Origin of the sequence: Pseudomonas akapageensis, from assembly GCF_011355085.1 — a bacterium.
Taxonomy (GTDB): domain Bacteria; phylum Pseudomonadota; class Gammaproteobacteria; order Pseudomonadales; family Pseudomonadaceae; genus Aquipseudomonas; species Aquipseudomonas akapageensis.
This window is the reverse complement of the sequence record NZ_VXCP01000033.1, coordinates 37580-61746: the sequence shown is the minus strand read 5'-3', so window position 1 is coordinate 61746 and position 24167 is coordinate 37580. Positions and strand designations below refer to the sequence as shown.

Sequence of the window (24167 nt, the reverse complement as noted above, 5' to 3'; positions counted from 1 at the left end):
TACGCACAGCTTGTCTATATTTACGTTAACGTAAAGGCTGTGGCAACCACCGAGTGTCGTGCTCAGCCCAACAAGCCAAGCTCCTTGGCCCTGGCCACGGCCTGGGTGCGCCGCTCGACGCCCAGCTTGCCATTGATATGACTGGCATGGGTCTTGACCGTGTGCAAGGAAATGAACAGCCGATTGCTGATTTCCTGGTTCGAGTATCCCTGGGCAATCAGCTGCAAGACCGAAAGCTCCCGAGCACTGAGTTGATCGTTGCTGCAGGCGGGCACCTCATGAGGCTCACTGGCCGGCAGCAGCGCCAGCAGTGCGGTGGTCACCGGGCATTTCGGGCTGTGCTGCAACTGCTCGCGCAGCCAGGCCGGGTGGTCGGCGATCAGTCGTTGGAAAGGTTGTAGAGCGCCGCCCTGGGCAGCCATGAGACTTTGCGGGAACAATTGCCTGGCCTGGTTTTCACGACCGCTGCCCAGCAACAGGCCGATCCACTGATTCAAGGCATTGACGCACAATAGCTGCGCCCCGCTGGCCTTGCCGCGTTCGACCAGCGCCTGCAGGCGCTGCTCGGCTTGCGGCAAGCGTTGCTGGGTGCGATCGAGCGACGCCTGCAGCAGTTCAATGTGCAATGGCAGTTGCGGGTGAAACTCCGGCGCGGGGGCGGCATGCTCGCCACCGTAGGTATGGGCCAGTCGCACCAGCCAGGCCTCGGCCAGATCGGTACGCCCCTGGGCCAGCCACAGCTCGCATTTGACCTGGGTGATCATGGCCAGGTAGAAAACCGGCGGCACGTCCCATATGTGCATCAAGCGCTCGGCTTCGGCCAGCTCGGCAAAAGCTTCGGCGTATCGACCTTCCCGACCATCGAGCCAGGCGATCACGCAATGGCCGATCAAGACGCTGACATCCCGACAAGCCCGTGCTTCGACCAGGCCTGCGTGCAGCCGGATGCGACCGGCCCCGTTCTCGAGACGCACGACCAGCAGAAACCCTTCATACAAGGTCAGCCGCGCCCTTATCGAGTAAAGGCGCTGCGCCGACAGCCCTTGCAAGCGCTGCAGCCCCTGGCGGACCTCGTCGAGCGCGCGCAATACCTCTCCGCGAGCGTGCAGGACCCGGGCCCGATCATAATGGGCCAGCGCTTCGAACAGCGGGTTGCCGACGCGTTGGGCCATTTCCAGGGCTTCACGGTTCCAGCCCCGTGCACGCCAGAAGTCGTTGTCGACGATCGCCAGGTTTGACAAGGTCGACAGGCACATCAGGCGTTGGCCGTAGCGCTTGCGTGGCAGGCTCTGCAGCGCCTCGCTGCAGTAGGCCAGGGTCAGTTCGCGGTTACCCCGCCCCCGGGCAATGATGCCGCTCAAGGCCAGCCACTGGGCCAGCATCGATTTTTGCGCGGTCGCCGAAGGAGCTGGCAGGAAATTGCTCAACTGGCTGGCCAGTTCTTCGGCAGCATCGAGCTGGCACGCCAGAGCCAGCGCCCAACTGTAGAGCACGATCAGGCGCGGGGTGCTGCTGAGCAGGCTTTCGGGCAAGTCCATCTTCCAGCGCAGCAACATGCCGATGTTCTGCTCGGCCAGCAGCTGCTCTTCGGACAGGTTCTGCACCAGGTTGGCCGCCACATCCAGATGCCCGGCACGCAGGGCCTGCTCGATCGCTTCGTCTAGCAAACCCTGGGTGTTGAACCAGCGGCAGGCACGCAAGTGCAGGCTGGGTGCCGAAACGCTGGCCGGGCGTGTGCGCAGCAGGTCGGAAAACAGATGGTGATAACGAAACCAGTGACCGTGTTCGTCCAGCGGCACCAGAAACACCTGGTGCGCATGCAGGTAATGCAGAATCTGCTCGCTGTCGTGAGCTTCGCGCATGGCGTCGCACAGTTCGCTGCAAAAACGCTCCTGGCAAGCGGTATCGAACAGGAACGCCTGGACTTCCTGGGGCAGGCGCTCGATCACCTCTTCGAGCAGGTAATCCCTGATCAACCCTTCGCCCCCATGCAGCACCTGAGGCAGCGCGGCCTCAGCGCCGGCTTCGGCCGCTGCCAGCAACCAGAACCGCAGCCCGGCCACCCAGCCCTCGCTGCGCTGGATCAGGTTATCCAGGGATTGGCCGCGCAACCGGGCGCGGTGCGGGCCTAGCACGGCCAGGAATTCATCGTTGGTCAAGCGCAGGTCCTGCTCATTGAGCTCGACCAGCTGCCGGGACAGGCGCAACCGCGCCAGGTGCCAATCCGGACGCTGGCGGCTGGTCACCAGCACCACCAACCCGGCGGGCAAATGATTGAGAAAGAACTGCAGGCAGCGATCCAGCACTGGCCCCTGGGCCAGGTGGTAATCGTCCAGTACCAGCAGCACCGGATGACTGGACGACAACTGCCCTGACAATTCGTCGAGCAAACCGTCGAGCCATTCTTCGAAGGCGAAGGGCTGGTGGCGTTGGCGCATTTTCAGGAACCCCAACGCCTGGCTACCCAACTGCGGGAAGTGTTGCTGCAAGCCTTCGAGCAGACGCTCGAGGAAGCGCCCCGGATCACTGTCGCGCCGGCTCAGGTCCAGCCAAAGGCTCTGCCACATGCTCGGCAGCCCTTGGCAGAATTCGATCGCCAGCGAGCTCTTGCCAAAACCCGCCGGTGCACTGACCAACAGCAAACGACCGCCCAGGCCTGCGCTCAAGCGCTCGCACAATCGCGCGCGCGCGACGTGACCTTCGGGCAATGGCGGACGATAGAATCGCCCCTCCAGTGTCGGGGTCGCCTGGCTGTTAAACCCTTGCATGCGGGACAGATCAGTCATGGCCGGCTCTTGTTGGTAGTGCTGGGGTCGGCGTTGCAGATGTCCGCAGACTAGCCTGTATATCGGCGCAACTGAAGGCTTTTTGTCACAAGTCGTCGCGAAAGACTTGAACAAAAAGCTTCAAGCCCTGCGATCGCACGTGCACCAACAGAAACGCCCCGGCAAGCCGGGGCGTTTCTGTTGGTTCTCCAAGGTTTCGGCGGGGTTTAACGAACGCCCGACTGACGCAAGGCGGTAGGAGTGAAGTCCGCCGTCGTGGCAGTGAAACCGAAGTCATAAGCCGACTTCTCTTCGTTCTTCATGCCCAGTGCCAGGTAGCGGCCGGACTGCAGGTCGTAGAGAGTTTCCAGGGTGTACCACGGCACTTGCACGTTGTAGTAGTCCTGGGAATGCGCCTCGGCGACACGCCACAGCTGGCCACGACCGTCGTAGTGGTCGATCACCGCTGCCTGCCAGGTATCTTCGTCGATGTAAAAGTCACGCTTGGCGTAGATGTGACGCTGGCCTTCCTTCAAGGTGGCGACCACATGCCAGACCCGGCGCAGCTCGTAGCGGGTCAGGTCCTGGTTGATGTGCCCGGCCTTGATGATGTCGGCGTACTTCACGTTCGGCGAATCGAGCTTGTAGCTGTCGGAGGCGATGTACATCTCTTTCTTGCCTTCGAGTTTCCAGTCGTAGCGGTCCGGCGCGCCGTTGTACATGTCGAGGTTGTCGGAGGTACGCAGACCATCGGCGGCAGTACCCGGGCCGTCGTAGGAAACCTGCGGGGCGCGGCGAACACGACGTTGACCGGCGTTGTAGACCCACGCCAGACGCGGTTCCTTGACCTGGTCAAGGGTCTCGTGAACCAGCAGCACGCCACCGGCCAGACGGGACGGCGCCGTCACTTCCTGCTTGAAGTAGAAGAGAATGTTGCCCGGGTTCGCCGGATCATAGTCCTTCATCTTGTCGCGGAAGACGAACTGGTCCTGGAAGTACACCAGGCTGTAGGAGCCGTTCGGCTGCGGCGTGGCCTGGGTGACCAGGCGCTTCACGCTACCGCCGCGATAACGGGTGATGTGGTTCCAGATGACTTCCACGCCATTCTGGGGAATCGGAAACGGCACGGCAGTCTTGAAGTCTTCCAGACCGTTGCCACCGGCGACCAGCTTGGTTTTGGTGGCGTTTTCCTTGATGGCAGCGAACACCTCGTCGGGCACGGTGGCACCACGATGGGATGGGTAGACCGGCATCTTGAAGGTTTCCGGGTAACGCTTGAACATCGCGTACTGGCCCGGAGCGAGCTTGTCCTTGTACTGGTCGACGTTTTGCGCCGTGATGGTGAACAGCGGCTTCTCATTGGCATAAGGATCAGCCAGGAAACCCTTGCTATCGACAGCACCGGCCGTTTTCGACATCGGCTTCCAGGCCGGAATCGAACCGTCGGCATTGCCTGCCATTTCCGCGCCCATCGGGGTCAGGGTGGTACCCAGCTTGGCCGCTTCGCTGACCGAAACCGCCGCCATCACGTTGGCTGCGAGCAACGACATGCCCAGAACACCGACCTGCAACAGACCTTTTGTCATTTTCATTCTCATAGTCGTCCCGAAATCCGGATGCTTAGAAGTTCACGCCGAAGCTGAGCGCAACGAAGTCGCGATCATCCACGGTGGTGTACCTGCCGTCGAAGAAGTTGGTGTAGGACAGGCTGGCGGTGTAGGTGTTCTGGTATTCAGCGTCCATCCCCAGACTGACAGCCTTGCGACCTTCCTCGAAGTTACCGCCAGGACCTGGCGAGTAGCCATCGACGTCATGGGACCAGGCCACGTTAGGCTTGAGGTTGACCCCGGCGAACACGTCGTTGTAATCCCAGATGGCTCGCATGCGATAACCCCACGACGTCGCCGTGGTGAAACCATCGTTATTGCAATTGCGACTGAGGTTGGCAGTCGAGGTGCCCGGGCCTGCGCCGTTGATGGTGCTGGTGTTCAGGATCTGCGAGCAGGTATTGAGTGGACCGGTGGCAGGCAGTGAACCCGGACCGTAGACCGGGTCACGGCCGTAACGCACATCGGAGGTACTCTCCAGGCCACCGACATGGGTCACACCGACTTCACCGATCAGGGTCAGGCGTTCGGCGCCCATTACTTGATCAAAGAAGTGCGTCAGTGTCGTCTGGAACTGGGTGATTTCCTTGCGACGGTAGCCATTGAGGTCCTGGCCAGGCGTACCGCTCAAGAGCGAAGCATTGGTAAAAGCACCACCCAACGGGCGCACACCAGAGTAAAGAATATCGGTGGTGTTGAGCTGCACCGGGGCATTAGGCCGGTAGCTGACCTCACCGCTCCAGGCGGTGCCGGTAGGCAAGGTCGTAGAGAAGCTCAGACCATAGAGGCGGATATCTTCCGGGTACTCAACGAAGTATTTGGAGTTGCCGGCCACTATCAGGGGAGCCAATGCTCCGGCTGCCGCTGCACGTGCGTAGACCGCTGGCGAAGCGGCAGTGGCGCTGAAAATCGGTGCCCGACTGTGGTAGTTCATGGCGTATGCACCGAACTCGGTGTCGAGCGGCTCGAACAGATAACGCAACGCCACGCCGAACTGACCGCTGTCGCGTGCATCGCGGTCGGGACCGCGACGTACCAGAACGCCTTCGTTGTTGATATCCACACCACTGGCCGCCAGCAACGGCAGTGCTGCCGCAGGAACGGTTTTGCGACTATTGAGCAGGCGCAGATTATCCGTACACCCGTCAGCAATCACATCCGGTTGCGAGAAGAACGTACCGCAGTTGTCTACAACCGTCTGGTCCCACTCCAGCTGATAGAACGCCTCGGCAGAAAGGCTGTCGGTCAGGCTCTGGGAAACATAGAACATGTTGACCGGGATCAGGCCTTCCTTGACCTCGGCGCCCGGACGGCGGAATGCCGAAACGTCGACCGGGTTGATGGCGTTGATGCCACCCTGGATGAAGGTACTCTCGCCCCAGCTCACCACCTGCTTGCCGAAACGCACGGAACCCGGTTGCTCGGCGATTGCATAGTTGTGGTAGATGAAGGCGTCGAGAATCTGGCTGCCGGCCGACTTGGCGCCTTCCTTGCGATTGGAGTCGCTGATGTTCTTGAAGTTCAGGTCTTCATCCTTGAGCTTGAAGTCGTACCAGTACTTGCCGCGCACGAACACCCCGGTGTCGCCGTATTTCAGCTCCAGGTCGTGGATGCCCTTGAAGATCTTCGAGAAGGTTTCGCCACTGTTGAAGTTCAGGTGGCCGTCATCGGAGGTCTGGGACAAGCCCTTGCCGCCGTTGTTGACGCCAATCAGGTTCCTGTTCGGACTTTCGGTCGACCAGCTGGCCCCGATGGACAGCGACGAGTCGAATTGGCCTTCGATTTCCCCAATGTTGAAGCTGACGCCGAATGCAGGACCGGCGAGCGTAGAAGCGAGACTGACTGCCAGGGGAAGTTTCGCCCGGCGCCAGAACTGGTTTAACGATGTCATCGACGCTACTCCATGTACTTTTATAGTTATGGCAATGAGTCCTTCTAAAAACGCTTCGATCGACAGGTCTTTCGATATGTTTCGACTACCCTGATCGGCCGAAGTGGCAGTGCGCATTCAATTGCGCGAACCCCCGTTCCTAAAAATTCCCTGGCCCGACTATAGCCAGCAGGTACTACTGCTTGATCCCTCTAAAGTGTGATTTGCAGTGCGCGAACGCCCTGGCACGGCCTTTACGGCGATCCGGCCAAAAAGCAGGGCAATCATGACTGAAGTTTTTTCGTGAACAAGCCAAGCGCTTGCTTGGTGGGCTTGCCGTGCCTTTTGGGGCACGGCAAGGGACGCGTCAGAGCGTCGAGAGGAAGGTGCTGTCAGTGGCTTGCCATTCGCTGATATCGAGGCGAATTTGCTTCTTGTTGAGCTTGCCGACACTGGTCTTGGGAATTTCAGTAACAAGCGCGATCTGGCTGGGGATGGCCCACTTGTTGATGTGCCCCAGCTCCACGAACGGCTTCAGATGCTCCTTGAGCGCCTTGGCATCTATCGCGTGCCCCTCACGCACCACCAGCAACGCGAAGGGGCGTTCGCCCCATTGCGGATCGGCGATGCCGACCACTGCTACCTCACGTATCGCCGGGTGCTGGCTGATCAGGTCTTCGAGGTCCAATGAGGAGATCCACTCGCCGCCGGTCTTGATGACATCCTTGATCCGGTCGCGAATATCGATCACGCCCATGCTGTCGAGGGTCGCGACATCGCCCGTATGCAGCCAGCCGCCTTCCCACAGCTCGGCGCCCTTCTCCTCCTCGCGGAAATAACCCATGGTCAACCAGGGGGCCCGCAGCACCAACTCGCCCTGGGACTCGCCGTCGGCGGGCAGGAAGTTGCCGTCGCAGTCGACGATGGCCGCCTCGACCAATGGCGTGGGCACGCCGGCCTTGATCCGGTAAGTGGTGCGCTCGTCTTCACTGCTGGCCAGCAGTTCTTCGTTCAGGTGCGCGCAGGAAATCAACGGGCAGGTTTCCGACATGCCGTAAGCCGCCGTCAACTGGATGCCACGGGCCTTGGCCGCATCGTACAAGGCATGGTTCAGGGCGCTGCCGCCGATGATGATTTTCCAGCCATTGAAGTCGACACCCTGGCCCCCCTTGGCGTTGAGCAGCATCTGCAGGATTGTCGGCACGCAGTGGGAGAAGCTGACGTTTTCCTTGCGCCACAGCTCAACCAGCAATTCCGGGTCGTAACGGCCGGGGTAGACCTGTTTGATGCCGAGCATGGTCGCCACGTACGGAATACCCCAGGCATGCACGTGAAACATCGGGGTAATGGGCATGTACACATCGTTGGTGCCCATCAGCCGAACACTGTCGACGCTGCCGGTCACCGCCGCCGCGGCCAGGGTATGCAGTACCAATTGACGATGGGTGAAGTAGACACCCTTGGGGTTACCAGTGGTGCCGGTGGTGTAGAACGTGGTGGCCACCGAGTTCTCGTCGAAATCCGGGAAGTCGTACACCGGGCTTGCTGCGGCCAGCAATTGTTCGTACTCGCCGACCAGGTTGGGCAAATCGGCTGTCTTGTCGGTGCCGTCGGTAATCAGCAGGGTTTTTTCGACCGTGGTCAATTGCCCGGCGATGGCGTTGTAAAGACCGACGAAATCACTGTTGACCAGCACGAAGCGGTCGTCAGCGTGGTTCATGGTATAGAGAATCTGATCGGGAGACAGACGCACATTGATGGTGTGGATCACCGCGCCGATCATCGGGACGGCGAACATGCATTCCAGGTAGCGATGGCTGTCCCAGTCCATCACCGCCACGGTGTCGCCCGCCTTGACGCCGGCTTCGGTCAGCACGTTTGCCAGTCGCGCGATGCGCTCGTTGAGGGTTGTATAGTTGTAGCGCAGCTGGTCCCGGTAGACGATCTCGCGAGTTTTCTCGTAACGGCTGCCCGACAGCAGCAGCCGCTTGATCAACAGAGGGTACTCATAAGCGCCATCGGCGGGTGGAATGATGCGAGTCTGCAACATAAGGATCCCTTTTCTGAGTGCAAAGGCTTGGCAAGTTCCTTAACACTCTAGATCCCCTGTGTTACATACAAATCAGCCGAAGGAATGATTTGGAAACAACACCGACATTAATGGCTAATAGCCATTAATGTCATTTTCAGCTCAGCCGGATCAATGCATCTCGGTGAAGGCGATCTTGATGCCCAGCGCCACCAGCACAGCGCCCATGGTCCTGTCGAACCAGTGCCCCATCCGGGCAAAGCCTGCACGCACGCGCTGCTGGCTGAAGAGCATCGCCACCAGGCAAAACCACAACCCCGTGGCCACGGCCAGGTAAACCCCGTAACCGGCCTGGATCGCCAGCGGCGTATGCGGGTTGATGACCACGGTGAACAGCGACAGGAAGAACAACGTCGCCTTGGGATTAAGACCATTGGTCATGAAGCCTGCGACAAAGGCACCGCGCGGGGTCCGCTCGACCACCGGCGCCGCCGCGTCTTCGGCGGCTGGCGTTGCCGGTCCTGAACGCAAGGCCTTGATACCGATATAAACCAGGTACGCCGCCGCAAGCCACTTCAAGGCGTTGAACAGCACGATCGACTGGGACACGATCAGCCCGATACCCAGCAGCGAATACCCTACATGCAGGAAAATCGCGGTGCCCACGCCGAATGCCGTCCAGGTGCCCGCGCGGCGACCATGGGTCACACTCTCTCGCACCACCACGGCAAAATCGGGACCGGGGCTGGCGACCGCCAGCAAGTGAATGAGGGCAACGGTCAGAAATTCCGTCCAGTACATGGGGCCTCCAAAGGCATCTTCGAGAACAGCGGCTGGTAACATTACCCCTTCGCCCGCCCGCACAAAAGGTACAGTTGATGAGTAACAATCGCCGCGCCGTTTTTCTCGATTACACTTCCCTGGACCTGGGCGACCTCGATTTCAGTGAATTGCGCGGCTGCTTCGATGACCTGCAGCTGTACGCTTCCACTGCGCCGAATCAGGTGCGCGAACGCTTGCAGGGTGCAAGCGCGGTGATCAGCAATAAAGTCGTACTCGATGCCGAAACCCTGGCCGCCTGCCCGGATTTGAAGTTGATCCTGGTGGCCGCCACTGGCACCAACAACATCGACCTGGCCGCCGCCCGGGCCCAGGGTATCTGCGTCAGCAATTGCCAGGGCTACGGTACGCCCTCGGTCGCCCAGCACACCTTGACCCTGTTGCTTGCCCTGGCCACGAGCCTGCCCGATTATCAAAAAGCCGTGACCGAGGGCCACTGGCAGAAAGCCAAACAGTTCTGCTTGCTGGATTTCCCCATTGTCGAATTGGAAGGCAAGACCCTCGGCCTGCTCGGCCATGGTGAACTGGGCAGCGCGGTGGCCCGCCTTGCCGAAGCCTTCGGCATGCGTGTGCTGCTCGGCCAGTTGCCCGGCCGTCCGCAACGCGCCGACCGCCTGGCCCTGGACGAACTGCTGCCGCAGGTCGATGCCCTGACCCTGCATTGCCCGCTCAACGAACAGACCCGGAACATGATCGGCGCCGAGCAACTGCGTCTGCTCAAGCCGGGAGCTTTCGTGATCAACACGGCCCGCGGCGGCCTGATCGACGAACAGGCACTGGCCGATGCCCTGCGCAGCGGTCACCTGGGAGGGGCGGCGACCGATGTGCTCAGCGTCGAGCCGCCGGTCGCGGGCAACCCATTGCTGGCCGCCGATATTCCACGCTTGATCGTCACACCACACAACGCCTGGGGTTCGCGCGAGGCTCGGCAACGCATCGTGGGCCAATTGACCGAGAATGCCCGAGCGTTTTTTGCCAATGCACCGCGTCGGGTCGTCAGCTGAACCTGCCCGCTCTGGTAGACTTCGTCACTTTTTCAGGAGCCGTCCATGGACCCGCGCAGTGAAGTGTTGCTTCGACAGGCAGAATTGTTCCAGGGCCCTTTGTTGTTGGCCGGCCTGCCAGCCGACGATCTGCTCGGGAAGTTGCCCCAGGCCCATGGCTGGTGCTGGCATGCCGGTGACCAGACGGCCCTTGAGGCGCGCTTCGCCGGTCGCAGCCAATTCGGCGTGAGCGTAACGGAGCAGCCTTTCGAAGCCGCCGTACTGTTCCTGCCCAAGTCCCGCGAGCTGGCCAATTACCTGCTCAACGCCCTGGCCTCGCGCCTGGCCGGGCGCGAGCTGTATCTGGTCGGTGAAAAACGCGGCGGCATCGAGGGGGCGGCCAAACAACTGCACGCCTTCGGCAAGCCGCGCAAGCTGGACAGCGCCCGGCATTGCCAGCTATGGCAGGTGGTGGTTGAAACGCCGCCGGCGGCCGTCGAACTCGAGAGCCTGGCGCAACGCTACAGCCTGCCGCTGGCAGAAGGCCCGCTGGAAATTGTCAGCCTTCCGGGCGTGTTCAGTCACGGCCGCCTCGACCGGGGCACCGCACTGCTGCTCGAACACCTGGACAAACTCCCCGAGGGCCATGTGCTGGATTTCGGCTGCGGTGCCGGCGTGCTCGGAGCGGCCATCAAGCGACGTTACCCACAAAGCCATCTGACCCTGCTCGATGTCGACGCCTTCGCCGCCGCCAGCAGTCGCCTGACCCTGGCCGCCAATGGCTTGACCGGTGAAGTCATCTGCGGCGATGGCATCGATGCAGCCCCCAGGGGGCTCAATGCCATTCTGAGCAACCCGCCGTTCCACACCGGCGTTCATACCGATTACCAAGCCTCGGAAACCATGCTGAGAAAAGCAGCCGAACATCTGATAAAAGGCGGCGAACTTCGACTGGTAGCCAACAGCTTCCTGCGCTATCAACCGCTGATCGAAGAGCGCTTCGGTGCTTGCCAGGTGCGTGCCCAGGGGCAGGGCTTCAAGATCTATCAGGCAACGCGCTGATAAAAACTTCGCTTGCCGAATCGGATTTGCCTAGGCAGAATCCGCACCGTCCTAGGGGAGTAGTCTCCCACGAGCGCCAGCTCGTCCGGCATGCGTCAACATACTTGGTCCACAGACCATGGCGCATGCGATCCCAAGTCCGCACAGACGGACTTCAGGGTTTGACAAGACCTATGACACGCACACCTTACCCGGGGCGGGGAGGCTGTACGTGTCATAGCCGTGTCGACCCGCCCCCGTAGGAAACCCCCTGATGCTGGAATCCCTGCTCGTCCCCACCGCTATCGTGGCCCTGGCCGAAATTGGCGACAAGACCCAATTACTCGCGCTGATCCTTGCCGCACGCTTTCGCAAACCCTGGCCAATCATCGCCGGGATCATCGCCGCAACTCTGGCCAACCACGCCGCCGCCGGTGCGGTCGGGGCCTGGTTCAGCAGTTTCTTCAGCGACGCGACCCTGCACTGGATTCTCGCTGCCAGCTTCACCGCTACGGCACTGTGGACCCTGGTTCCAGACAAGATGGACGATGACGAGGCCAGCACCGCTCGACGCTTCGGGCCGTTCCTGACAACGCTGTTCGCTTTCTTCATCGCTGAAATCGGTGACAAGACCCAGATCGCCACGGTCATGCTCGCCGCGCAATATCCGCATCTGTGGCTGGTGATTCTGGGCACCACCCTGGGCATGTTGATTGCCAACGTACCGGTAGTGCTGGCGGGCAACTTCGCCGCCGAGAAGCTGCCTCTGACATTGATTCGCCGCCTGGCGGCCACCGCCTTCTTCGTGCTGGCATTGGTGGCGGTGTACACGGCAATGCAGGTCAGCGGCTGGGTTTCATAAGACGGGGTGATCGACCTCGTTCCCACGCTCTGCGTGGGAATGCAGTGAGTGATGCTCCGCGTCTCGACGCTGAGCGTCAGGTGAGGCATTCCCGCGCAGAGCGTGGGAACGAGGGAACGCTCTGCGTGGGAACGAGGGAGAAACGTTACTTTTTGGCTTTTTCGTAAAGCGGCATCACTTTCGGAATCGCCGCCTGAAGCGAAGCAATCCGGCTGCTGGACGCCGGGTGAGTGCTCATCCACTCAGGCGGCGATCCCTCCGAGGCAGCCGTCATCTTGTTCCACAGGGTGATTGCTGCGTTCGGGTTATATCCAGCGCGAGCCGCCAGCTCCAGACCGATCAGATCGGCCTCATTCTCGTTCTCGCGACTGTTTGGCAGAGTCATGCTGTATTGCACCACGGTGTCGGCCAGCGCCATGCTATCCGAGCCCAGGCCCAATATAGCGCCAGCGCCCGTCTTCGCCATTTCTATACCGTACGCCTTGGACATGGCTTCACGACCATGCTCGCGCAAGGCGTGGGCGATTTCATGGCCCATCACCGCAGCGATTTCATCGTCGCTCAATTTGAGCTTGTCGATCAGCCCGCTGTAGAAAATGATCTTGCCGCCAGGGCCGCAGCTGGCATTGAGCTCATCGCTCTTGATCAGATTGACTTCCCACTGCCACTGCGCCGAATCCGGGCGAAAAACCGGTGCCTGGGCAATCAGGCGGTCGGCGACTGCCTGGACCCGCCGGGCATCGGCGCTGGTCTTGTCCAGCACACCTTTGCTCGAGGCCTCGCCCAGGGTTTGCTGGTAGGACTGGGCATACATCTGGTTGACTTCCTGGGTCGACAGCATGCTGAACATATATTGCTTGCGCTCAACGCCCACCGCACCACCGCTGGTGGTGTTGACCGCCTGACAGCCACTTAGCAGAACACAAGCACTCAAGGCACTGACGACAAATGACTTACGCATGAAAAATCCCCTGGAGAACATGACCGGTATCCTAGGCCGACAACTTAGGTTGCGCCACCTCGATCGAATCCGGCCTCAAGCCGGTGTCAGACACTCGGGTGCATTAAGTTTAGGATCATTGACAAGATTGCTGAGCGCTCGTTCACGCAGCGGTGCCTGCGGGCTGGCCAACAAGGACTGCAAGGCCGGCAAGGGTGTGTCAGCGGCCATCCAGGCCGCTTGCCCCGCAGCATCGAGTATCAGCGGGCGTCGCTGATTCACCGCCGCCTGGGTCACCACGGCCGTGCTCAGCCAGACCTGCCCCTGCACCGGATAAGCCTCCCAGACAGCGGCGAAAAAAAGCGACGAGCCCTCCCCCGGCGTCAGCCAGTAGGGACGCTTGCGCACGGTGCCACGCCATTCGTAGAAACCATTGGCAGGCAGCAGGCAGCGACGCAGACGAAACGCTTCACGAAACATCGGTTGTTCAGCCAGGGTTTCCGCCCGGGCATGGGCTGGCGTGCGTGACAGATCGGTCAACCAGGCGGGTGTCAGCCCCCAACGTGCCCGCGCAAGATCGAGCTGGCCATCGGTACTGCGCTGAATGAGCACCGAATCGCCGGGCGAAATGTTCCACTGCGCCTTCTGGTCGGCGGGAAAGCCCGGCAGCGAGGCGAATGCGGGAGACCAACGAAACAGGGCATAACGTCCACACATGGGGCTTTGAGACTCTTGGGTAGCCGACGGCCGATCAGCAGACCAGCGTGCCGGGAAAACTGTCCGGTTCATCGCCCGGAAGCGGCAGGGCTGCATTGTACTCGGCGATCAGGCGCCGTGCGTAATCGGCCTGGTCGTTCTCCACCGTTAGACCGAGCAGACCAAGCGGCGGCAACTCACCTACCCCGCCCACCAGATCACGCCCGGCGAGGTAAGCACAGACACCTTCACTGGCCAGCATTCCCAGCAGCAACTCGGCTTCCAGCAGGTTTTCCGGCTCGTAGATTCGCTGCATCATTCATTCTCGCTGTGTACGTCGAGCATCCATTCATCTCCATCAGTCTGGAGTTTGAATACGATAGGACGACAGCAGACGGGGCAGTCCTCGATATACTGTTGATCGCCACCAGACAAATCGAGCACCGCCTCGCACGCCTCACCGCAATAAGGGCATTCATATCGCTCGGTTACCAGCATCGCGGTCTCCCAGGTGACTTGTGCGTATAATCGCCGGTCTATTTGAAGGCCCGATTCGAGTCTGAGCCGTTTTTCAGACCAAAGCCTTAACTATTACCCTAGCCGTTTCTAACAAGAGAGCATGATGGGCGAATTCGATGCCATCCGACCGTACGACGACGCTGAAGTCCCTGCCGTTCTGGCACGGCTGCTCAGCGACCCGGCGTTCCTCGATATCCTCACCCACTTCCGCTTCCCGCGCTTTGCCGGCTCCTTTGGCTGGTTGCTCAAACCACTTATAGCTCATCGGCTGCGCCGCGAGTTCGCAGAAGTCAAATGCGTCTCGACCCTGCAGGATAAAGTCGAAGTCTATGTCGACCATACGATCGCCAAGGCTACTGATGGTGTGACCTACACGGGCGTGGAGCAGTTCAAGTCCGGCAGCGCCTACCTGTTTCTGGCCAACCATCGCGATATCGTGATGGACCCGGCGTTCGTCAACTACGCCGTGTACCACGCCGGCCTGCCGACACCGCGCATCGCCATTGGCGACAACCTGCTGCAGAAACCCTTCGTCAGCGACCTGATGCGCCTGAACAAGAGCTTCATCGTGCACCGCTCCATCACCGGGCGGCGCGAAAAGATGGCGGCTTATCAACTGCTCTCGGCCTATATCAACCATTCGATCCGCAACGATTGCCAGTCGATCTGGATTGCCCAGGCCGAAGGGCGCGCCAAGGATGGAGACGACCGTACCGATTCGGCGATCCTCAAGATGTTCCACATGAGCCGCAAGGACGAACCCTTCGCCGAGGTCATTCGTTCACTGAACCTGACGCCCGTGTCGATCAGCTACGAATACGACCCCTGCGATCAGGCCAAGGCCCGCGAACTCTATATCCGTGCAACTACCGGGACCTACAGCAAGGCACCGGGCGAGGATGACGCCAGCATCGCCCTGGGCATCACGGGCTACAAAGGCCGGGTGCACGTGAACTTCGCCGCACCGATTGCAGGGTTGTTCGAAGATACCAAGCAGTTGGCTGTGGAGATCGATCGGCAGATTCTCGGCGGATACCGGTTGTTCCCGGTGCATTACCTGGCCTATGCGCAATGGGCCGATGCCGACCCGGCGCTGCAGGTACCGAGCGCAGACAAGGTGTTTGCCACCGATGAACTGGAACGCGCCAAGGCCGAATGGCAGCGCCGCCTGGACGCTTGCCCGGTGGAGCATCGGCCGTACCTGGTGCTGCAGTATGCGACGCCGGTGCGTAATCAGTACCGGGTCAAGGCGGGGCTTGCGTTGTAAGTGAGGGCCTCATCGCTGGCAAGTCGAGTCGTCGCACCGCAGCTCCCACAGGGGATTTATGGTGCGGCTCAATCTACTGTGGGAGCTGGCTTGCCAGCGATCGACTGCGAAGCAGTCGCAATAATCAAAGCTTGGTACTGATCCACGAAACCAGCAACGCCACCCCCAGACACCCAAACCCGAACCGGTAAAAAAACCGGTTCATGCGCAATGTCGCACCGTCGATACCGCGCTGCTCCCCCTGCGCCACCACACTGCCCAGCGCCAGCTGCTCACGACGGCGAGTTGCATGCAGCAACCAGGCCCCCGGGCAGGCAAACATCAGCGCCAGCACGTTGACCAACTTGGCCGGGTGGGCGGTAAACAGCGACCAGATCACTTGCAGCGACATCGAAAACCTCGAATAAGAGCCCATCGGAACCGTTCAGGCGGCGCGAATTCTATCCAACCCCACTAAAAAAACCCGCCCTTTACGACCAATGACGTACCCCGGAAACAAAAAAGCCGATGCCACCCAAAGATGACACCGGCTTTTTCCTGCCACTTCAAGCTTGCAGCTTATTCCCCCAGCACCTGGCCTACGGTCGGGTCCTTGAAGAGGCGGGTCAGCGCATCGCTGAGTACGTCGCTGACCAGCTTGGTGTTGGTCTCCTGGTTGGGCGCCATGCCGAAGCGCTGGTCCAGGGATGCACCATAACGACCGCTGTAACGGCGGTTGGAGTTAGCCACGTCGGCGCGGAAGGTCGCGCTGATGGTTGCCTCGGTCACGTACAGGCCTTCTTTTGGCGACTGGTACTTCAGCTCGGCCAGGGTCACGGTCAGCTGCGGTGCGTTGTAGGCACCTGGCGTCGGCGTGAAGCCCAGCAGGCGTACGGCCGCTTCGGCCTGGGCCTGCAGCTTGGGCAGGATGTCCTGGCCCTGGACGCTGATGGCACTGGTTTCCGGGTACAGGCCGCCACGCGTACCCAGTGTCGGCGAAGGACGACCGTCGACAACCTTGACCACCACCGGCTGGCCATGGCCCACCGGTGCGAGCTGAGTTGTGAGTTTGGGCTGCGGGCTGAGCTGTTGCGGACTGTGGGCACAACCGGCCAGGGTCAGACTGGTCACAGCGATCAAACCGATCAACAGGCGTTGCAACATGCTCATCTCTCCAGCAATGGGTACAAAATAGGGCCGCAGTATAGCGGGCCGGGCATGGGACTCACCAGCGATCATCGGCACTGGTTACTGTCAGACCCATCGCTGTATCGGCGGTTCCTGTCATCGCCCTGTCATGCCCACGGGGCATCCTCTGTTGACCGTTTGACCGGCGCCCCAAGAAAAGTCACGGAATTAAGATCATTTCTGCGCGTTTCATCGCTATAATCTCCCCCCGATTATAAGGACGTCTCCTGATCGGGCCTCGCAGCATCGCTGATGCACTGCATTCAGCTCCCCGCACCGCCCACAGAGAGCCGCCCACACAGGCCATGTGAGCCGATGTGCACCCGCTGTTTATTCGGCGCCCATCTCTTGCCCTGGCCTGCCAGAGCTGCCCCGCGCAGCCCTTTTTGAGGTTCACGACTCCAAAAGAGCGTGAAAAAACGGGTTTTCACAACTTCACGAGAGTGTGGCGAGCAATGAATAGTTTGGCATGTGTAAAAGCACCAACTGTGTCCCGATCAGCCCTGATGAGCTGCATGGACTCCTCATTCACGATGGGAGCCTGATGCCTGTTCACTACGCAAAACGGATGCCTCGGCCATAAGTCGAATTGCCGCACGGGCCGCAAAATGAGTTCATATGGACTCGATAGCCCGAAAGGTAGCGTCCGCTGAAGTTGCAGGAATTGCGAAGAAACGGACATGGCGATCCTGGCAAAGGCCAGGGTCCTATGCTGTCAATTGGTGCTGAAGATTTTGGAGACGCGTTAAATGGCGCAGAACGAAGCAGTCGACGTGGTATTGGTAGGGGCCGGCATCATGAGCGCCACCCTGGCAGTACTGCTCAAGGAACTCGACCCCGCGATCAAGCTGGAAGTCGTCGAGTTGATGGACTCCGGTGCCGCGGAAAGTTCCAACCCCTGGAACAATGCCGGGACCGGTCACGCCGGGCTGTGTGAGTTGAACTACACGCCACAGGCTGCCGACGGTTCCGTCGACATCAAGAAAGCCGTGCACATCAACGCCCAGTTCGAGGTGTCGAAGCAATTCTGGTCCTATCTGACCAAGAAAGGCACGTTCGGCTCGTCCCGATCCTTCATCAGCCCGGTGCCGCACCTGAGCTACGTTGAAGGTGACAAGGGCGTCGACTTCCTGAAGAAGCGCCATGAACTGCTCAAGCAGCACCATGCCTTCGCCGATATGGAATACACCGAAGACAAGGCCACCATGGCCCAGTGGATGCCGCTGATGATGCCTGGGCGCCCTGCCGACCAGAAAATCGCCGCGACCCGCTGCATGAACGGCACCGACGTCAACTTCGGCGCATTGACCAACAAATTGCTCAAGCACCTGGCCAGCGCCCCCGATGCCCAGGTCAAGTACTGCAAGAAGGTCACGGGCCTGGCCCGTAACAAATCCAATGGCTGGACCGTCAGCATCAAGGACGTCAACAGCGGTTCGACCCGCGAAGTCGACGCCCGCTTCGTGTTCCTCGGCGCCGGTGGCGCGGCCCTGCCGCTGCTGCAACTGTCCGGCATCGAAGAAGGCAAGGGCTTTGGCGGCTTCCCGGTCAGCGGCCAGTGGCTGCGTTGCGACAACCCGGAAGTGGTCAAACACCACCAGGCCAAGGTCTACAGCCAGGCCGCGGTCGGTTCGCCGCCCATGTCGGTGCCGCACCTGGACACCCGCGTGGTAGACGGCAAGACTTCGCTGCTGTTCGGGCCGTATGCAGGCTTCACCACCAAGTTCCTCAAGCATGGCTCATTCCTCGATCTGCCGATGTCGGTACGCGCCGGCAACATCGGCCCGATGCTGGCCGTGGCTCGCGACAACATGGACTTGACCAAGTACCTGATGAGCGAAGTGATGCAGTCCATGGAGCAACGCCTGGAATCGCTGCGTCGCTTCTATCCGGAGGCCAAGGCCGAAGACTGGCGCCTTGAAGTGGCTGGTCAGCGTGTGCAGATCATCAAGAAAGACCCGAAAAAAGGCGGTGTATTGCAGTTCGGTACCGAACTGGTCGCAGCCAAGGACGGTTCGCTGGCCGCCCTGCTGGGTGCATCGCCTGGCGCCTCGGTGACGGTTTCGATCATGCTCGACCTGATCGAACGCTGCTTCGCGGAAAAAGCTCGCACGGTATGGGCTGCCAAGCTCAAGGAAATCTTCCCGGCCCGTGAAAAGGCGCTGGAAACCGACGCTGCACTGTATCGCAAGGTCAGCGCCCATAGCGACGAATGCCTGGGCCTGGTGGAAAACAGCAACGAAGCGCAAAGCTACGCCTGATTCCCACCCATAAAAAAACGCCCTTCGGGGCGTTTTTTTTATGCCATCAATTTAGCCGCGGGCTTTGTTGATGATCTCGATGTATTCCGGGGCATTGCGCTGATCCTGGATCAGGGCGATGAAATCCTTGCCATGCTCGTCCTTGCCATCGAGGTCGTAGCCAGCCTCGAGGAAGAAACCGACAAAACGCTCGAAATCGTCGATGCGCAGGCCACGGTAGGCCTTGATCAGTTTATGCAGCGACGGCGAAGTGGCGTCGGCTGGTTCGAAATCAAGGAACAACTTGATCTGCGCATCGCCGATCTCATCACCAATCACCTGCTTCTTGTCTTTACGCATTGCCGACTCCAACTGAACGATCACGGACATCTCACGGGCCGGCAGTTTAACCCTCGCCCGCCTTGCGGCTCAACGCGCGCGTACGGCACCTGTGTGCAAATCGGCCCAGATATGCCCGTTGGCATAGGTCAGGAACTGGACATAGACGGTGTCGTTGCGCAGCAGGTCGAGGATTACACGGTACTGGGCCAGCGGGTAATTGAGGGTCAAGGTCCGTGTCTTGTCATCGTAAGCCGGCTTTTTCAGGCTTTTGCTTTCGGCATCGAAACTGATCAGCACTTGAGACAGGGTCGTGCCCTTGCTCAGGGGTTTGCCCTTGAGGCGCAGCACTAGTGGTGACGTCACTGGAATCGGTTGCTGGTTGGACTGGCGCTGATTGCCGACCACGACGGAGTAATCGGTCACCTGCAGGAGTTGTTGTTGCTCAGGTTGCTCGGTGCGCAGGGACAGGTCGTCCGGAGGCAGGAATTGGCTGTGCAGGGGGGCGGCGGCCAGCGGCAGGCTTAGGGATAGCAGGAAGACGGCTGGAATGCGGGTCGACAGGCGCATGGGTGGCTCCAGGGAGGAAGCTGGGCACTCTAGCATGCGGACAGTCTGGAGGTCCTGCGGGGCGGCTATCGCGGGCAAGCCAGCTCCCACAGGTTTTTGTGTCGGTAACATTATTTGTGAATGCCCGAAAACCTCTGTGGGAGCTGCGGTGCGACGACTCGACTTGCCAGCGATGAGGCCGGTGCGGTCAGTCGAACTGCGCCCGCATCCACGCCTGATACTCGGCCACCCCCGGCTCGCCTTCACGCGGCGCCCAACTGGCCATCTCGCCCTCGCCTACAGGCCGGTAAGGCCCGGCCTTGCATTCGAACATCAGCGAATCAGCCTCAAGTACTACAAGACCATGGAAAACCCCGGGCGGCAAATCGACACCCAGGCAATCTCCACCCGCCTGCAACACCCGCTTGGCCAGCACTTCCCCGCTTTCACTGAACAGCAGCAGGCCCAACTTGCCCTTGAGTACGATCAAGGTCTCGGCCTTGTCAGCACCCAGGTGCCGGTGCGGCGGGATATAGGTCGAAGGCTGCAATCCCACCGCCATCCGATGACAAGGCTCTTCCATCTGATGGAAGTTGTGATGCTGGCGCCCGCGCGGGTTGGCCGCAGCTTTCTGCGCAAGTTCGGCAAACAGGGACTGATCGAGAAAACCGGGCTGGTTCATGCTTTACAACCCCTTGACCGCATAGATACCGGCTGCATTACGCCAGTAGCCTTTATAATCCATGCCGTAACCGAAGATGTAACGGTCAATGCAAGGCAAACCGACGTAATCGGCCTTGAGGTCCGGACGGGCCTTGCGGTCATGATCCTTGTCGATCAACACGGCTGTGTGCACGGCGCGAGCACCGGCGTGCCTGCAGAAGTCGATGATGGCACCCAGGGTGTGCCCTTCGTCGAGAATGTCGTCGATGATCAGGACATCACGGTCGATGAAGGAGACTTCCGGCTTGGCTTTCCAGAACAGTTCGCCGCCGCTGGTCTCGTTACGATAACGGGTCGCGTGCAGGTAAGAGGATTCGAGCGGGAAGTTCAGGTGCGTGAGCAGCTTGCCCGAGAAGATCAGGCCGCCGTTCATCACACAGAACACCACCGGATTGCTCTCGGCCAGGTCCGCATTGATTTGTGCACCGACGCGGGCGATGGCCGCTTCGACTTCGGCTTCGGTGTACAGGCAGTCGGCCTCTCGCATGACTTGACGGATGTGCTCGAGATCAGCGGACATGGCGCTCTCCAGGGGGCGATGGAAGAAAAGCGGGCAAAGGTACGCATCCGCTCCCTTCAGATCAAGCATTTCTGGACTAACGTCCAATAATGCTTATAGGACACAACGGCTGAATAGATTAATCTAGCGCGGTTTTTTTGCCCGCCCCCCGGAGCCTTTCCCTATGCCCATCCGTGAGATCCGCCACCCGCTGATCCGCCACAAGCTCGGCCTGATGCGCCGCGCCGACATCAGCACGAAGAATTTTCGCGAACTCGCTCAGGAGGTCGGCGCACTGCTGACCTACGAAGCGACCAAAGACCTGCCCCTGGAAAGCTACGAAATCGAAGGCTGGTGCGGCACTGTCCAGGTCGAAAAGATCGCCGGCAAGAAAATTACCGTCGTGCCGATCCTGCGCGCCGGCATCGGCATGCTCGACGGCGTGCTCAGCCTGATTCCGGGCGCCAAGGTCAGTGCCGTCGGCGTAGCCCGCAATGAAGAAACCCTGGAAGCCCATACCTACCTGGAAAAACTGGTTCCGGAAATCGACGAGCGTCTGGCGATGATCATCGACCCGATGCTGGCCACCGGCGGCTCCATGGTTGCGACCATCGACCTGCTGAAAAAGGCCGGTTGCAAGGATATTCGCGCCATGGTCCTGGTGGCGGCGCCCGAAGGCATCGCCGTGGTAGAGAAGGCTCACCCGGACGTGCAGATCTACACCGCGTCCATTGATGAGCGCCTGAACGAGCATGGCTACATCATCCCCGGCCTGGGCGATGCCGGCGACAAGATCTTCGGCACCAAGCAGAAGGACGCCTGATAATGCCGGATGAGTTCAAGGACCCGCTCTGGCGACAGGTCGTCTCCGGCGCGCAAATGCTCTTCGTAGCCTTTGGCGCACTGGTATTGATGCCGCTGATCACTGGCCTCGACCCGAACGTCGCGCTGTTTACCGCTGGTTTAGGGACTCTGCTGTTTCAGCTGGTCACCGGGCGCCAGGTGCCGGTGTTCCTGGCATCGAGCTTTGCTTTTATCACCCCGATCATTCTCGCCAAGGGCCAGTTCGGCCTGGCTGCGACCATGGGCGGGGTGATGGCCGCCGGCTTCGTTTATACCTTCCTGGGCCTGGCGGTGAAGATCAAGGGCACCAGCTTCATCGACCGGCTGCTGCCGCCCGTCGTCATTGGCCCGGTGATCATTTCCATTGGCCTGGCGATGGCGCCGATTGCCGCCAACATGGCCATGGGCAAGGCAGGAGACGGTACCGAACTGATCCCGTACAGCACCGCCATGCTGATTTCCATGCCGGCGCTGCTGACCACCCTGATCGTTGCGGTGTTCGGCAAAGGCATCTTCCGCCTGGTGCCGATCATCTCTGGCGTGCTGGTGGGCTTTGCCTTGTCGTTCTACTTCGGCGTGGTCGATACCGCGAAGATCGCGGCGGCGCCATGGTTTGCCCTGCCGCACTTCACTGCACCGGAGTTCAACTGGCAGGCCATCCTGTTCATCGTACCGGTGGCCCTGGCCCCGGCCATCGAACATATCGGTGGGGTGATTGCTGTCGGCAGCGTGACCGGTCGCGATTACCTGAAGAAACCCGGCCTGCATCGCACGCTGCTCGGTGACGGCATTGCTACCACTGCAGCTGGCCTGTTCGGCGGCCCGCCCAACACCACCTATGCCGAAGTGACCGGCGCGGTGATGCTGACCAAGAACTACAACCCGAAAATCATGACCTGGGCAGCGATTTTTGCCATCAGCCTGGCCTTCATCGGCAAGTTCGGCGCCCTGCTGCAGAGCATTCCGGTGCCGGTCATGGGCGGGATCCTCTGCCTGCTGTTCGGCTCGATCGCAGCCGTGGGCATGAATACCATGATCCGCCACAAGATCGACCTGGGCGAAGCGCGCAACCTGGTCATCGTTTCAGTGACCCTGGTATTCGGCATTGGCGGCGTACTGATCGGCAGCGGTACCGGCCCGGACGACTTCGGCCTCAAGGGCATCGCCCTGTGCGCCGTGGTTGCCATCGCCTTGAACCTGCTGCTGCCGGGGCATGACAGCTGGAAGAACAAGGCGCTGGATGATCAGTTGCCATAGTTAAAAGCATCGCGGGCAAGCCCGCTCCCACAGGGTTCAGTGGTGTACATTCCTGTGGGAGCTGGCTTGCCAGCGATGAGACCTGTGCAGCCAACAGAAAATACGGGGTTAGACCGCCCGCTCACACAACGTCTTCAACGCCCGCACCCACTCCGGGTGATCATTCAGGCAAGGCACCAGCACCAACTCATCCCCCCCTGCCTCACGGAACTGCTCGCGCCCGCGATCACCGATCTCTTCCAGGGTCTCGATGCAATCGGCCACGAACGCCGGGCACATCACCATGACTTTCTTCACCCCCTGCCTGGCCAATTCATCGAGCCGCGCTTCGGTATAGGGTTCGATCCATTTGGCACGCCCCAGGCGCGACTGGAACGACACCGACCAGGAGCCCTCGGGCAAGCCCATGCGCTCGGCAAAAACCTGGGCTGTGCGCAGGCACTGGCCGCGATAGCACACGGCACGGACTTCCGGCGAGGCATTACGGCAACAGTCGGCATCCTGGAAGCAATGCTTGCCGGTGGGATCGAGCTTCTTCAGATGGCGCTCGGGCAAGCCATGGAAGCTCAACAGCAAGTGATCGTAGGGCTGCTGCAGATAGGGTCTGGCACTGGCGACCAACGCATCGATGTACTCGGGCTGATCGTAAAACGGCTGCAGCAATGACAGTTGCAAGGGCAGTTGCTTGTCCCGCACCACCTGCCGGGCCAGTTCCACCACGGTCGTCACGGTACTGTCGGCGAACTGCGGATACAACGGCGCCAGGGTTACCCTGGTAACGCCCTGGGCCGCCAGCCGGGCCAACACGGTCTCAAGCGACGGTTCGCCGTAGCGCATGGCCATTTCTACCGGGCCATGGGGCCAGTGTTCGCTCATCGCCTGCTGCAAACGCCGCGTCAGCACCACCAGGGGCGAGCCTTCATCCCACCAGATCGAGGCATAGGCATGCGCCGACTGCTCGGGGCGCTTGATCAGGATCAGCGAAACCAGCAGACGTCGAATCGGCCAGGGCAGGTCGATGACGTACGGGTCCATGAGAAATTGATTGAGGTAGCTGCGCACATCAGCGACTTCGGTCGAAGCCGGTGAGCCCAGATTGACCAGCAGCAAAGCATGATCGGTCATGCAACG

The 24167-nt window shown here is 60.5% G+C and carries 23 protein-coding genes and 1 riboswitch; of the genes, 7 read left to right on the top strand and 16 right to left on the bottom strand.

The annotated features are described in order from the left end of the window. Window positions 1-62: 62 nt before the first annotated feature. From F2S13_RS19935 to F2S13_RS19915, 5 genes are all read right to left on the bottom strand, one after another. Window positions 63-2786, bottom strand: a complete 2724-nt coding sequence (locus tag F2S13_RS19935; protein WP_166363946.1) for a winged helix-turn-helix domain-containing protein — start codon at window positions 2784-2786, stop codon at window positions 63-65. A 206-nt stretch (window positions 2787-2992) separates the two neighbouring features. Then, window positions 2993-4357 carry a DUF1329 domain-containing protein gene (locus F2S13_RS19930; protein ID WP_166363944.1) on the bottom strand — a complete coding sequence of 455 codons (1365 nt, stop codon included), beginning with the start codon at window positions 4355-4357 and terminating at the stop codon, window positions 2993-2995. A gap of 28 nt (window positions 4358-4385) precedes the next feature. Then, window positions 4386-6263, bottom strand: a complete 1878-nt coding sequence (locus tag F2S13_RS19925) for a DUF1302 domain-containing protein (RefSeq protein WP_166363942.1) — start codon at window positions 6261-6263, stop codon at window positions 4386-4388. A 346-nt stretch (window positions 6264-6609) separates the two neighbouring features. Beyond that, a complete protein-coding gene (locus F2S13_RS19920; protein ID WP_166363940.1) occupies window positions 6610-8292 on the bottom strand; it encodes a fatty acid--CoA ligase in 1683 nt (560 codons plus the stop codon). A gap of 150 nt (window positions 8293-8442) precedes the next feature. Next, a complete protein-coding gene (locus F2S13_RS19915) occupies window positions 8443-9072 on the bottom strand; it encodes a LysE family translocator (protein WP_166363938.1) in 630 nt (209 codons plus the stop codon). Window positions 9073-9149: 77 nt separating this feature from the next. Between F2S13_RS19915 and F2S13_RS19910 the strand changes: the two genes are divergently transcribed. From F2S13_RS19910 to F2S13_RS19900, 3 genes are all read left to right on the top strand, one after another. After that, window positions 9150-10115: a 2-hydroxyacid dehydrogenase gene (locus F2S13_RS19910; protein ID WP_166363936.1), complete on the top strand. Its 966-nt coding sequence runs from the start codon at window positions 9150-9152 to the stop codon at window positions 10113-10115. A gap of 45 nt (window positions 10116-10160) precedes the next feature. Continuing rightward, window positions 10161-11156 carry a methyltransferase gene (locus tag F2S13_RS19905; RefSeq protein ID WP_166363934.1) on the top strand — a complete coding sequence of 332 codons (996 nt, stop codon included), beginning with the start codon at window positions 10161-10163 and terminating at the stop codon, window positions 11154-11156. A gap of 42 nt (window positions 11157-11198) precedes the next feature. Next, window positions 11199-11319, top strand: a riboswitch (yybP-ykoY riboswitch). Between the two features lie 90 nt (window positions 11320-11409). Next, window positions 11410-11997 (top strand): TMEM165/GDT1 family protein, encoded by a 588-nt coding sequence (locus tag F2S13_RS19900; RefSeq protein WP_166363932.1) that lies wholly within the window; start codon window positions 11410-11412, stop codon window positions 11995-11997. A gap of 145 nt (window positions 11998-12142) precedes the next feature. Here the strand turns inward: F2S13_RS19900 and F2S13_RS19895 are convergent, their stop codons facing one another. The 4 genes from F2S13_RS19895 to F2S13_RS19880 all read right to left on the bottom strand — a co-directional run bounded on the left by F2S13_RS19895 (window position 12143) and on the right by F2S13_RS19880 (window position 14131). Beyond that, window positions 12143-12958: a M48 family metallopeptidase gene (locus F2S13_RS19895; protein ID WP_166363930.1), complete on the bottom strand. Its 816-nt coding sequence runs from the start codon at window positions 12956-12958 to the stop codon at window positions 12143-12145. A 75-nt stretch (window positions 12959-13033) separates the two neighbouring features. Continuing rightward, window positions 13034-13654 (bottom strand): SOS response-associated peptidase, encoded by a 621-nt coding sequence (locus tag F2S13_RS19890; protein ID WP_166363928.1) that lies wholly within the window; start codon window positions 13652-13654, stop codon window positions 13034-13036. Window positions 13655-13688: 34 nt separating this feature from the next. Further along, on the bottom strand, window positions 13689-13949 hold the full coding sequence (locus F2S13_RS19885; protein WP_166363926.1) for a putative signal transducing protein: 261 nt from the start codon (window positions 13947-13949) through the stop codon (window positions 13689-13691). Beyond that, window positions 13949-14131 (bottom strand): CPXCG motif-containing cysteine-rich protein, encoded by a 183-nt coding sequence (locus F2S13_RS19880; protein ID WP_166363924.1) that lies wholly within the window; start codon window positions 14129-14131, stop codon window positions 13949-13951. Before F2S13_RS19880 ends, F2S13_RS19885 begins: the two co-directional genes overlap by 1 nt. A gap of 121 nt (window positions 14132-14252) precedes the next feature. On the opposite strand from F2S13_RS19880, the gene F2S13_RS19875 reads away from it, so the two are divergent. Continuing rightward, a complete protein-coding gene (locus tag F2S13_RS19875) occupies window positions 14253-15419 on the top strand; it encodes a 1-acyl-sn-glycerol-3-phosphate acyltransferase (protein ID WP_166363922.1) in 1167 nt (388 codons plus the stop codon). A 124-nt stretch (window positions 15420-15543) separates the two neighbouring features. Here the strand turns inward: F2S13_RS19875 and F2S13_RS19870 are convergent, their stop codons facing one another. Both F2S13_RS19870 and F2S13_RS19865 read right to left on the bottom strand, forming a co-directional pair. After that, on the bottom strand, window positions 15544-15810 hold the full coding sequence (locus F2S13_RS19870) for a hypothetical protein (protein ID WP_166363920.1): 267 nt from the start codon (window positions 15808-15810) through the stop codon (window positions 15544-15546). Between the two features lie 167 nt (window positions 15811-15977). Beyond that, a complete protein-coding gene (locus F2S13_RS19865) occupies window positions 15978-16562 on the bottom strand; it encodes a YajG family lipoprotein (protein ID WP_166363918.1) in 585 nt (194 codons plus the stop codon). 773 nt (window positions 16563-17335) lie between these two features. Here F2S13_RS19865 and mqo point away from each other — a divergent pair. Continuing rightward, window positions 17336-18847 (top strand): malate dehydrogenase (quinone), encoded by a 1512-nt coding sequence (gene mqo, locus F2S13_RS19860; RefSeq protein WP_166363916.1) that lies wholly within the window; start codon window positions 17336-17338, stop codon window positions 18845-18847. A gap of 51 nt (window positions 18848-18898) precedes the next feature. Here the strand turns inward: mqo and F2S13_RS19855 are convergent, their stop codons facing one another. The 4 genes from F2S13_RS19855 to F2S13_RS19840 all read right to left on the bottom strand — a co-directional run bounded on the left by F2S13_RS19855 (window position 18899) and on the right by F2S13_RS19840 (window position 20957). Then, on the bottom strand, window positions 18899-19186 hold the full coding sequence (locus F2S13_RS19855) for a PA4642 family protein (protein ID WP_166363914.1): 288 nt from the start codon (window positions 19184-19186) through the stop codon (window positions 18899-18901). Between the two features lie 69 nt (window positions 19187-19255). Continuing rightward, window positions 19256-19735 (bottom strand): hypothetical protein, encoded by a 480-nt coding sequence (locus F2S13_RS19850; protein WP_166363912.1) that lies wholly within the window; start codon window positions 19733-19735, stop codon window positions 19256-19258. A gap of 187 nt (window positions 19736-19922) precedes the next feature. Beyond that, on the bottom strand, window positions 19923-20396 hold the full coding sequence (locus F2S13_RS19845; protein ID WP_166363910.1) for a WbuC family cupin fold metalloprotein: 474 nt from the start codon (window positions 20394-20396) through the stop codon (window positions 19923-19925). A gap of 3 nt (window positions 20397-20399) precedes the next feature. Beyond that, the gene (locus F2S13_RS19840) at window positions 20400-20957 is read right to left on the bottom strand and encodes a hypoxanthine-guanine phosphoribosyltransferase (protein WP_166363908.1); all 558 of its coding nucleotides are present in this window, start codon (window positions 20955-20957) and stop codon (window positions 20400-20402) included. 163 nt (window positions 20958-21120) lie between these two features. Between F2S13_RS19840 and upp the strand changes: the two genes are divergently transcribed. Together upp and F2S13_RS19830 are read left to right on the top strand one after the other, a co-directional pair. Continuing rightward, on the top strand, window positions 21121-21759 hold the full coding sequence (gene upp / locus F2S13_RS19835) for a uracil phosphoribosyltransferase (RefSeq protein ID WP_166363906.1): 639 nt from the start codon (window positions 21121-21123) through the stop codon (window positions 21757-21759). Window positions 21760-21761: 2 nt separating this feature from the next. Then, on the top strand, window positions 21762-23036 hold the full coding sequence (locus F2S13_RS19830; protein ID WP_166363904.1) for a uracil-xanthine permease family protein: 1275 nt from the start codon (window positions 21762-21764) through the stop codon (window positions 23034-23036). A gap of 108 nt (window positions 23037-23144) precedes the next feature. On the opposite strand, the gene hemH is transcribed toward F2S13_RS19830, so the two are convergent. Beyond that, complete coding sequence (gene hemH / locus F2S13_RS19825; RefSeq protein ID WP_166363902.1) at window positions 23145-24161, bottom strand: ferrochelatase; 1017 nt, start codon at window positions 24159-24161, stop codon at window positions 23145-23147. Between the last annotated feature and the right edge of the window lie 6 nt (window positions 24162-24167).

What these genes read in the sequence shown, in the direction of transcription:
- F2S13_RS19885 (WP_166363926.1), bottom strand. Translation starts at nt 13,949, where the DNA reads ATGCAGCGAATCTACGAGCCGGAAAACCTGCTGGAAGCCGAGTTGCTG.
- upp (WP_166363906.1), top strand. Translation starts at nt 21,121, where the DNA reads ATGCCCATCCGTGAGATCCGCCACCCGCTGATCCGCCACAAGCTCGGC.
- F2S13_RS19850 (WP_166363912.1), bottom strand. Translation starts at nt 19,735, where the DNA reads ATGCGCCTGTCGACCCGCATTCCAGCCGTCTTCCTGCTATCCCTAAGC.
- F2S13_RS19845 (WP_166363910.1), bottom strand. Translation starts at nt 20,396, where the DNA reads ATGAACCAGCCCGGTTTTCTCGATCAGTCCCTGTTTGCCGAACTTGCG.
- F2S13_RS19865 (WP_166363918.1), bottom strand. Translation starts at nt 16,562, where the DNA reads ATGTTGCAACGCCTGTTGATCGGTTTGATCGCTGTGACCAGTCTGACC.
- F2S13_RS19895 (WP_166363930.1), bottom strand. Translation starts at nt 12,958, where the DNA reads ATGCGTAAGTCATTTGTCGTCAGTGCCTTGAGTGCTTGTGTTCTGCTA.
- F2S13_RS19915 (WP_166363938.1), bottom strand. Translation starts at nt 9,072, where the DNA reads ATGTACTGGACGGAATTTCTGACCGTTGCCCTCATTCACTTGCTGGCG.
- F2S13_RS19830 (WP_166363904.1), top strand. Translation starts at nt 21,762, where the DNA reads ATGCCGGATGAGTTCAAGGACCCGCTCTGGCGACAGGTCGTCTCCGGC.
- F2S13_RS19870 (WP_166363920.1), bottom strand. Translation starts at nt 15,810, where the DNA reads ATGTCGCTGCAAGTGATCTGGTCGCTGTTTACCGCCCACCCGGCCAAG.
- F2S13_RS19910 (WP_166363936.1), top strand. Translation starts at nt 9,150, where the DNA reads ATGAGTAACAATCGCCGCGCCGTTTTTCTCGATTACACTTCCCTGGAC.
- F2S13_RS19875 (WP_166363922.1), top strand. Translation starts at nt 14,253, where the DNA reads ATGATGGGCGAATTCGATGCCATCCGACCGTACGACGACGCTGAAGTC.
- mqo (WP_166363916.1), top strand. Translation starts at nt 17,336, where the DNA reads ATGGCGCAGAACGAAGCAGTCGACGTGGTATTGGTAGGGGCCGGCATC.
- hemH (WP_166363902.1), bottom strand. Translation starts at nt 24,161, where the DNA reads ATGACCGATCATGCTTTGCTGCTGGTCAATCTGGGCTCACCGGCTTCG.
- F2S13_RS19935 (WP_166363946.1), bottom strand. Translation starts at nt 2,786, where the DNA reads ATGACTGATCTGTCCCGCATGCAAGGGTTTAACAGCCAGGCGACCCCG.
- F2S13_RS19920 (WP_166363940.1), bottom strand. Translation starts at nt 8,292, where the DNA reads ATGTTGCAGACTCGCATCATTCCACCCGCCGATGGCGCTTATGAGTAC.
- F2S13_RS19855 (WP_166363914.1), bottom strand. Translation starts at nt 19,186, where the DNA reads ATGCGTAAAGACAAGAAGCAGGTGATTGGTGATGAGATCGGCGATGCG.
- F2S13_RS19905 (WP_166363934.1), top strand. Translation starts at nt 10,161, where the DNA reads ATGGACCCGCGCAGTGAAGTGTTGCTTCGACAGGCAGAATTGTTCCAG.
- F2S13_RS19880 (WP_166363924.1), bottom strand. Translation starts at nt 14,131, where the DNA reads ATGCTGGTAACCGAGCGATATGAATGCCCTTATTGCGGTGAGGCGTGC.
- F2S13_RS19840 (WP_166363908.1), bottom strand. Translation starts at nt 20,957, where the DNA reads ATGTCCGCTGATCTCGAGCACATCCGTCAAGTCATGCGAGAGGCCGAC.
- F2S13_RS19890 (WP_166363928.1), bottom strand. Translation starts at nt 13,654, where the DNA reads ATGTGTGGACGTTATGCCCTGTTTCGTTGGTCTCCCGCATTCGCCTCG.
- F2S13_RS19900 (WP_166363932.1), top strand. Translation starts at nt 11,410, where the DNA reads ATGCTGGAATCCCTGCTCGTCCCCACCGCTATCGTGGCCCTGGCCGAA.
- F2S13_RS19930 (WP_166363944.1), bottom strand. Translation starts at nt 4,357, where the DNA reads ATGAAAATGACAAAAGGTCTGTTGCAGGTCGGTGTTCTGGGCATGTCG.
- F2S13_RS19925 (WP_166363942.1), bottom strand. Translation starts at nt 6,263, where the DNA reads ATGACATCGTTAAACCAGTTCTGGCGCCGGGCGAAACTTCCCCTGGCA.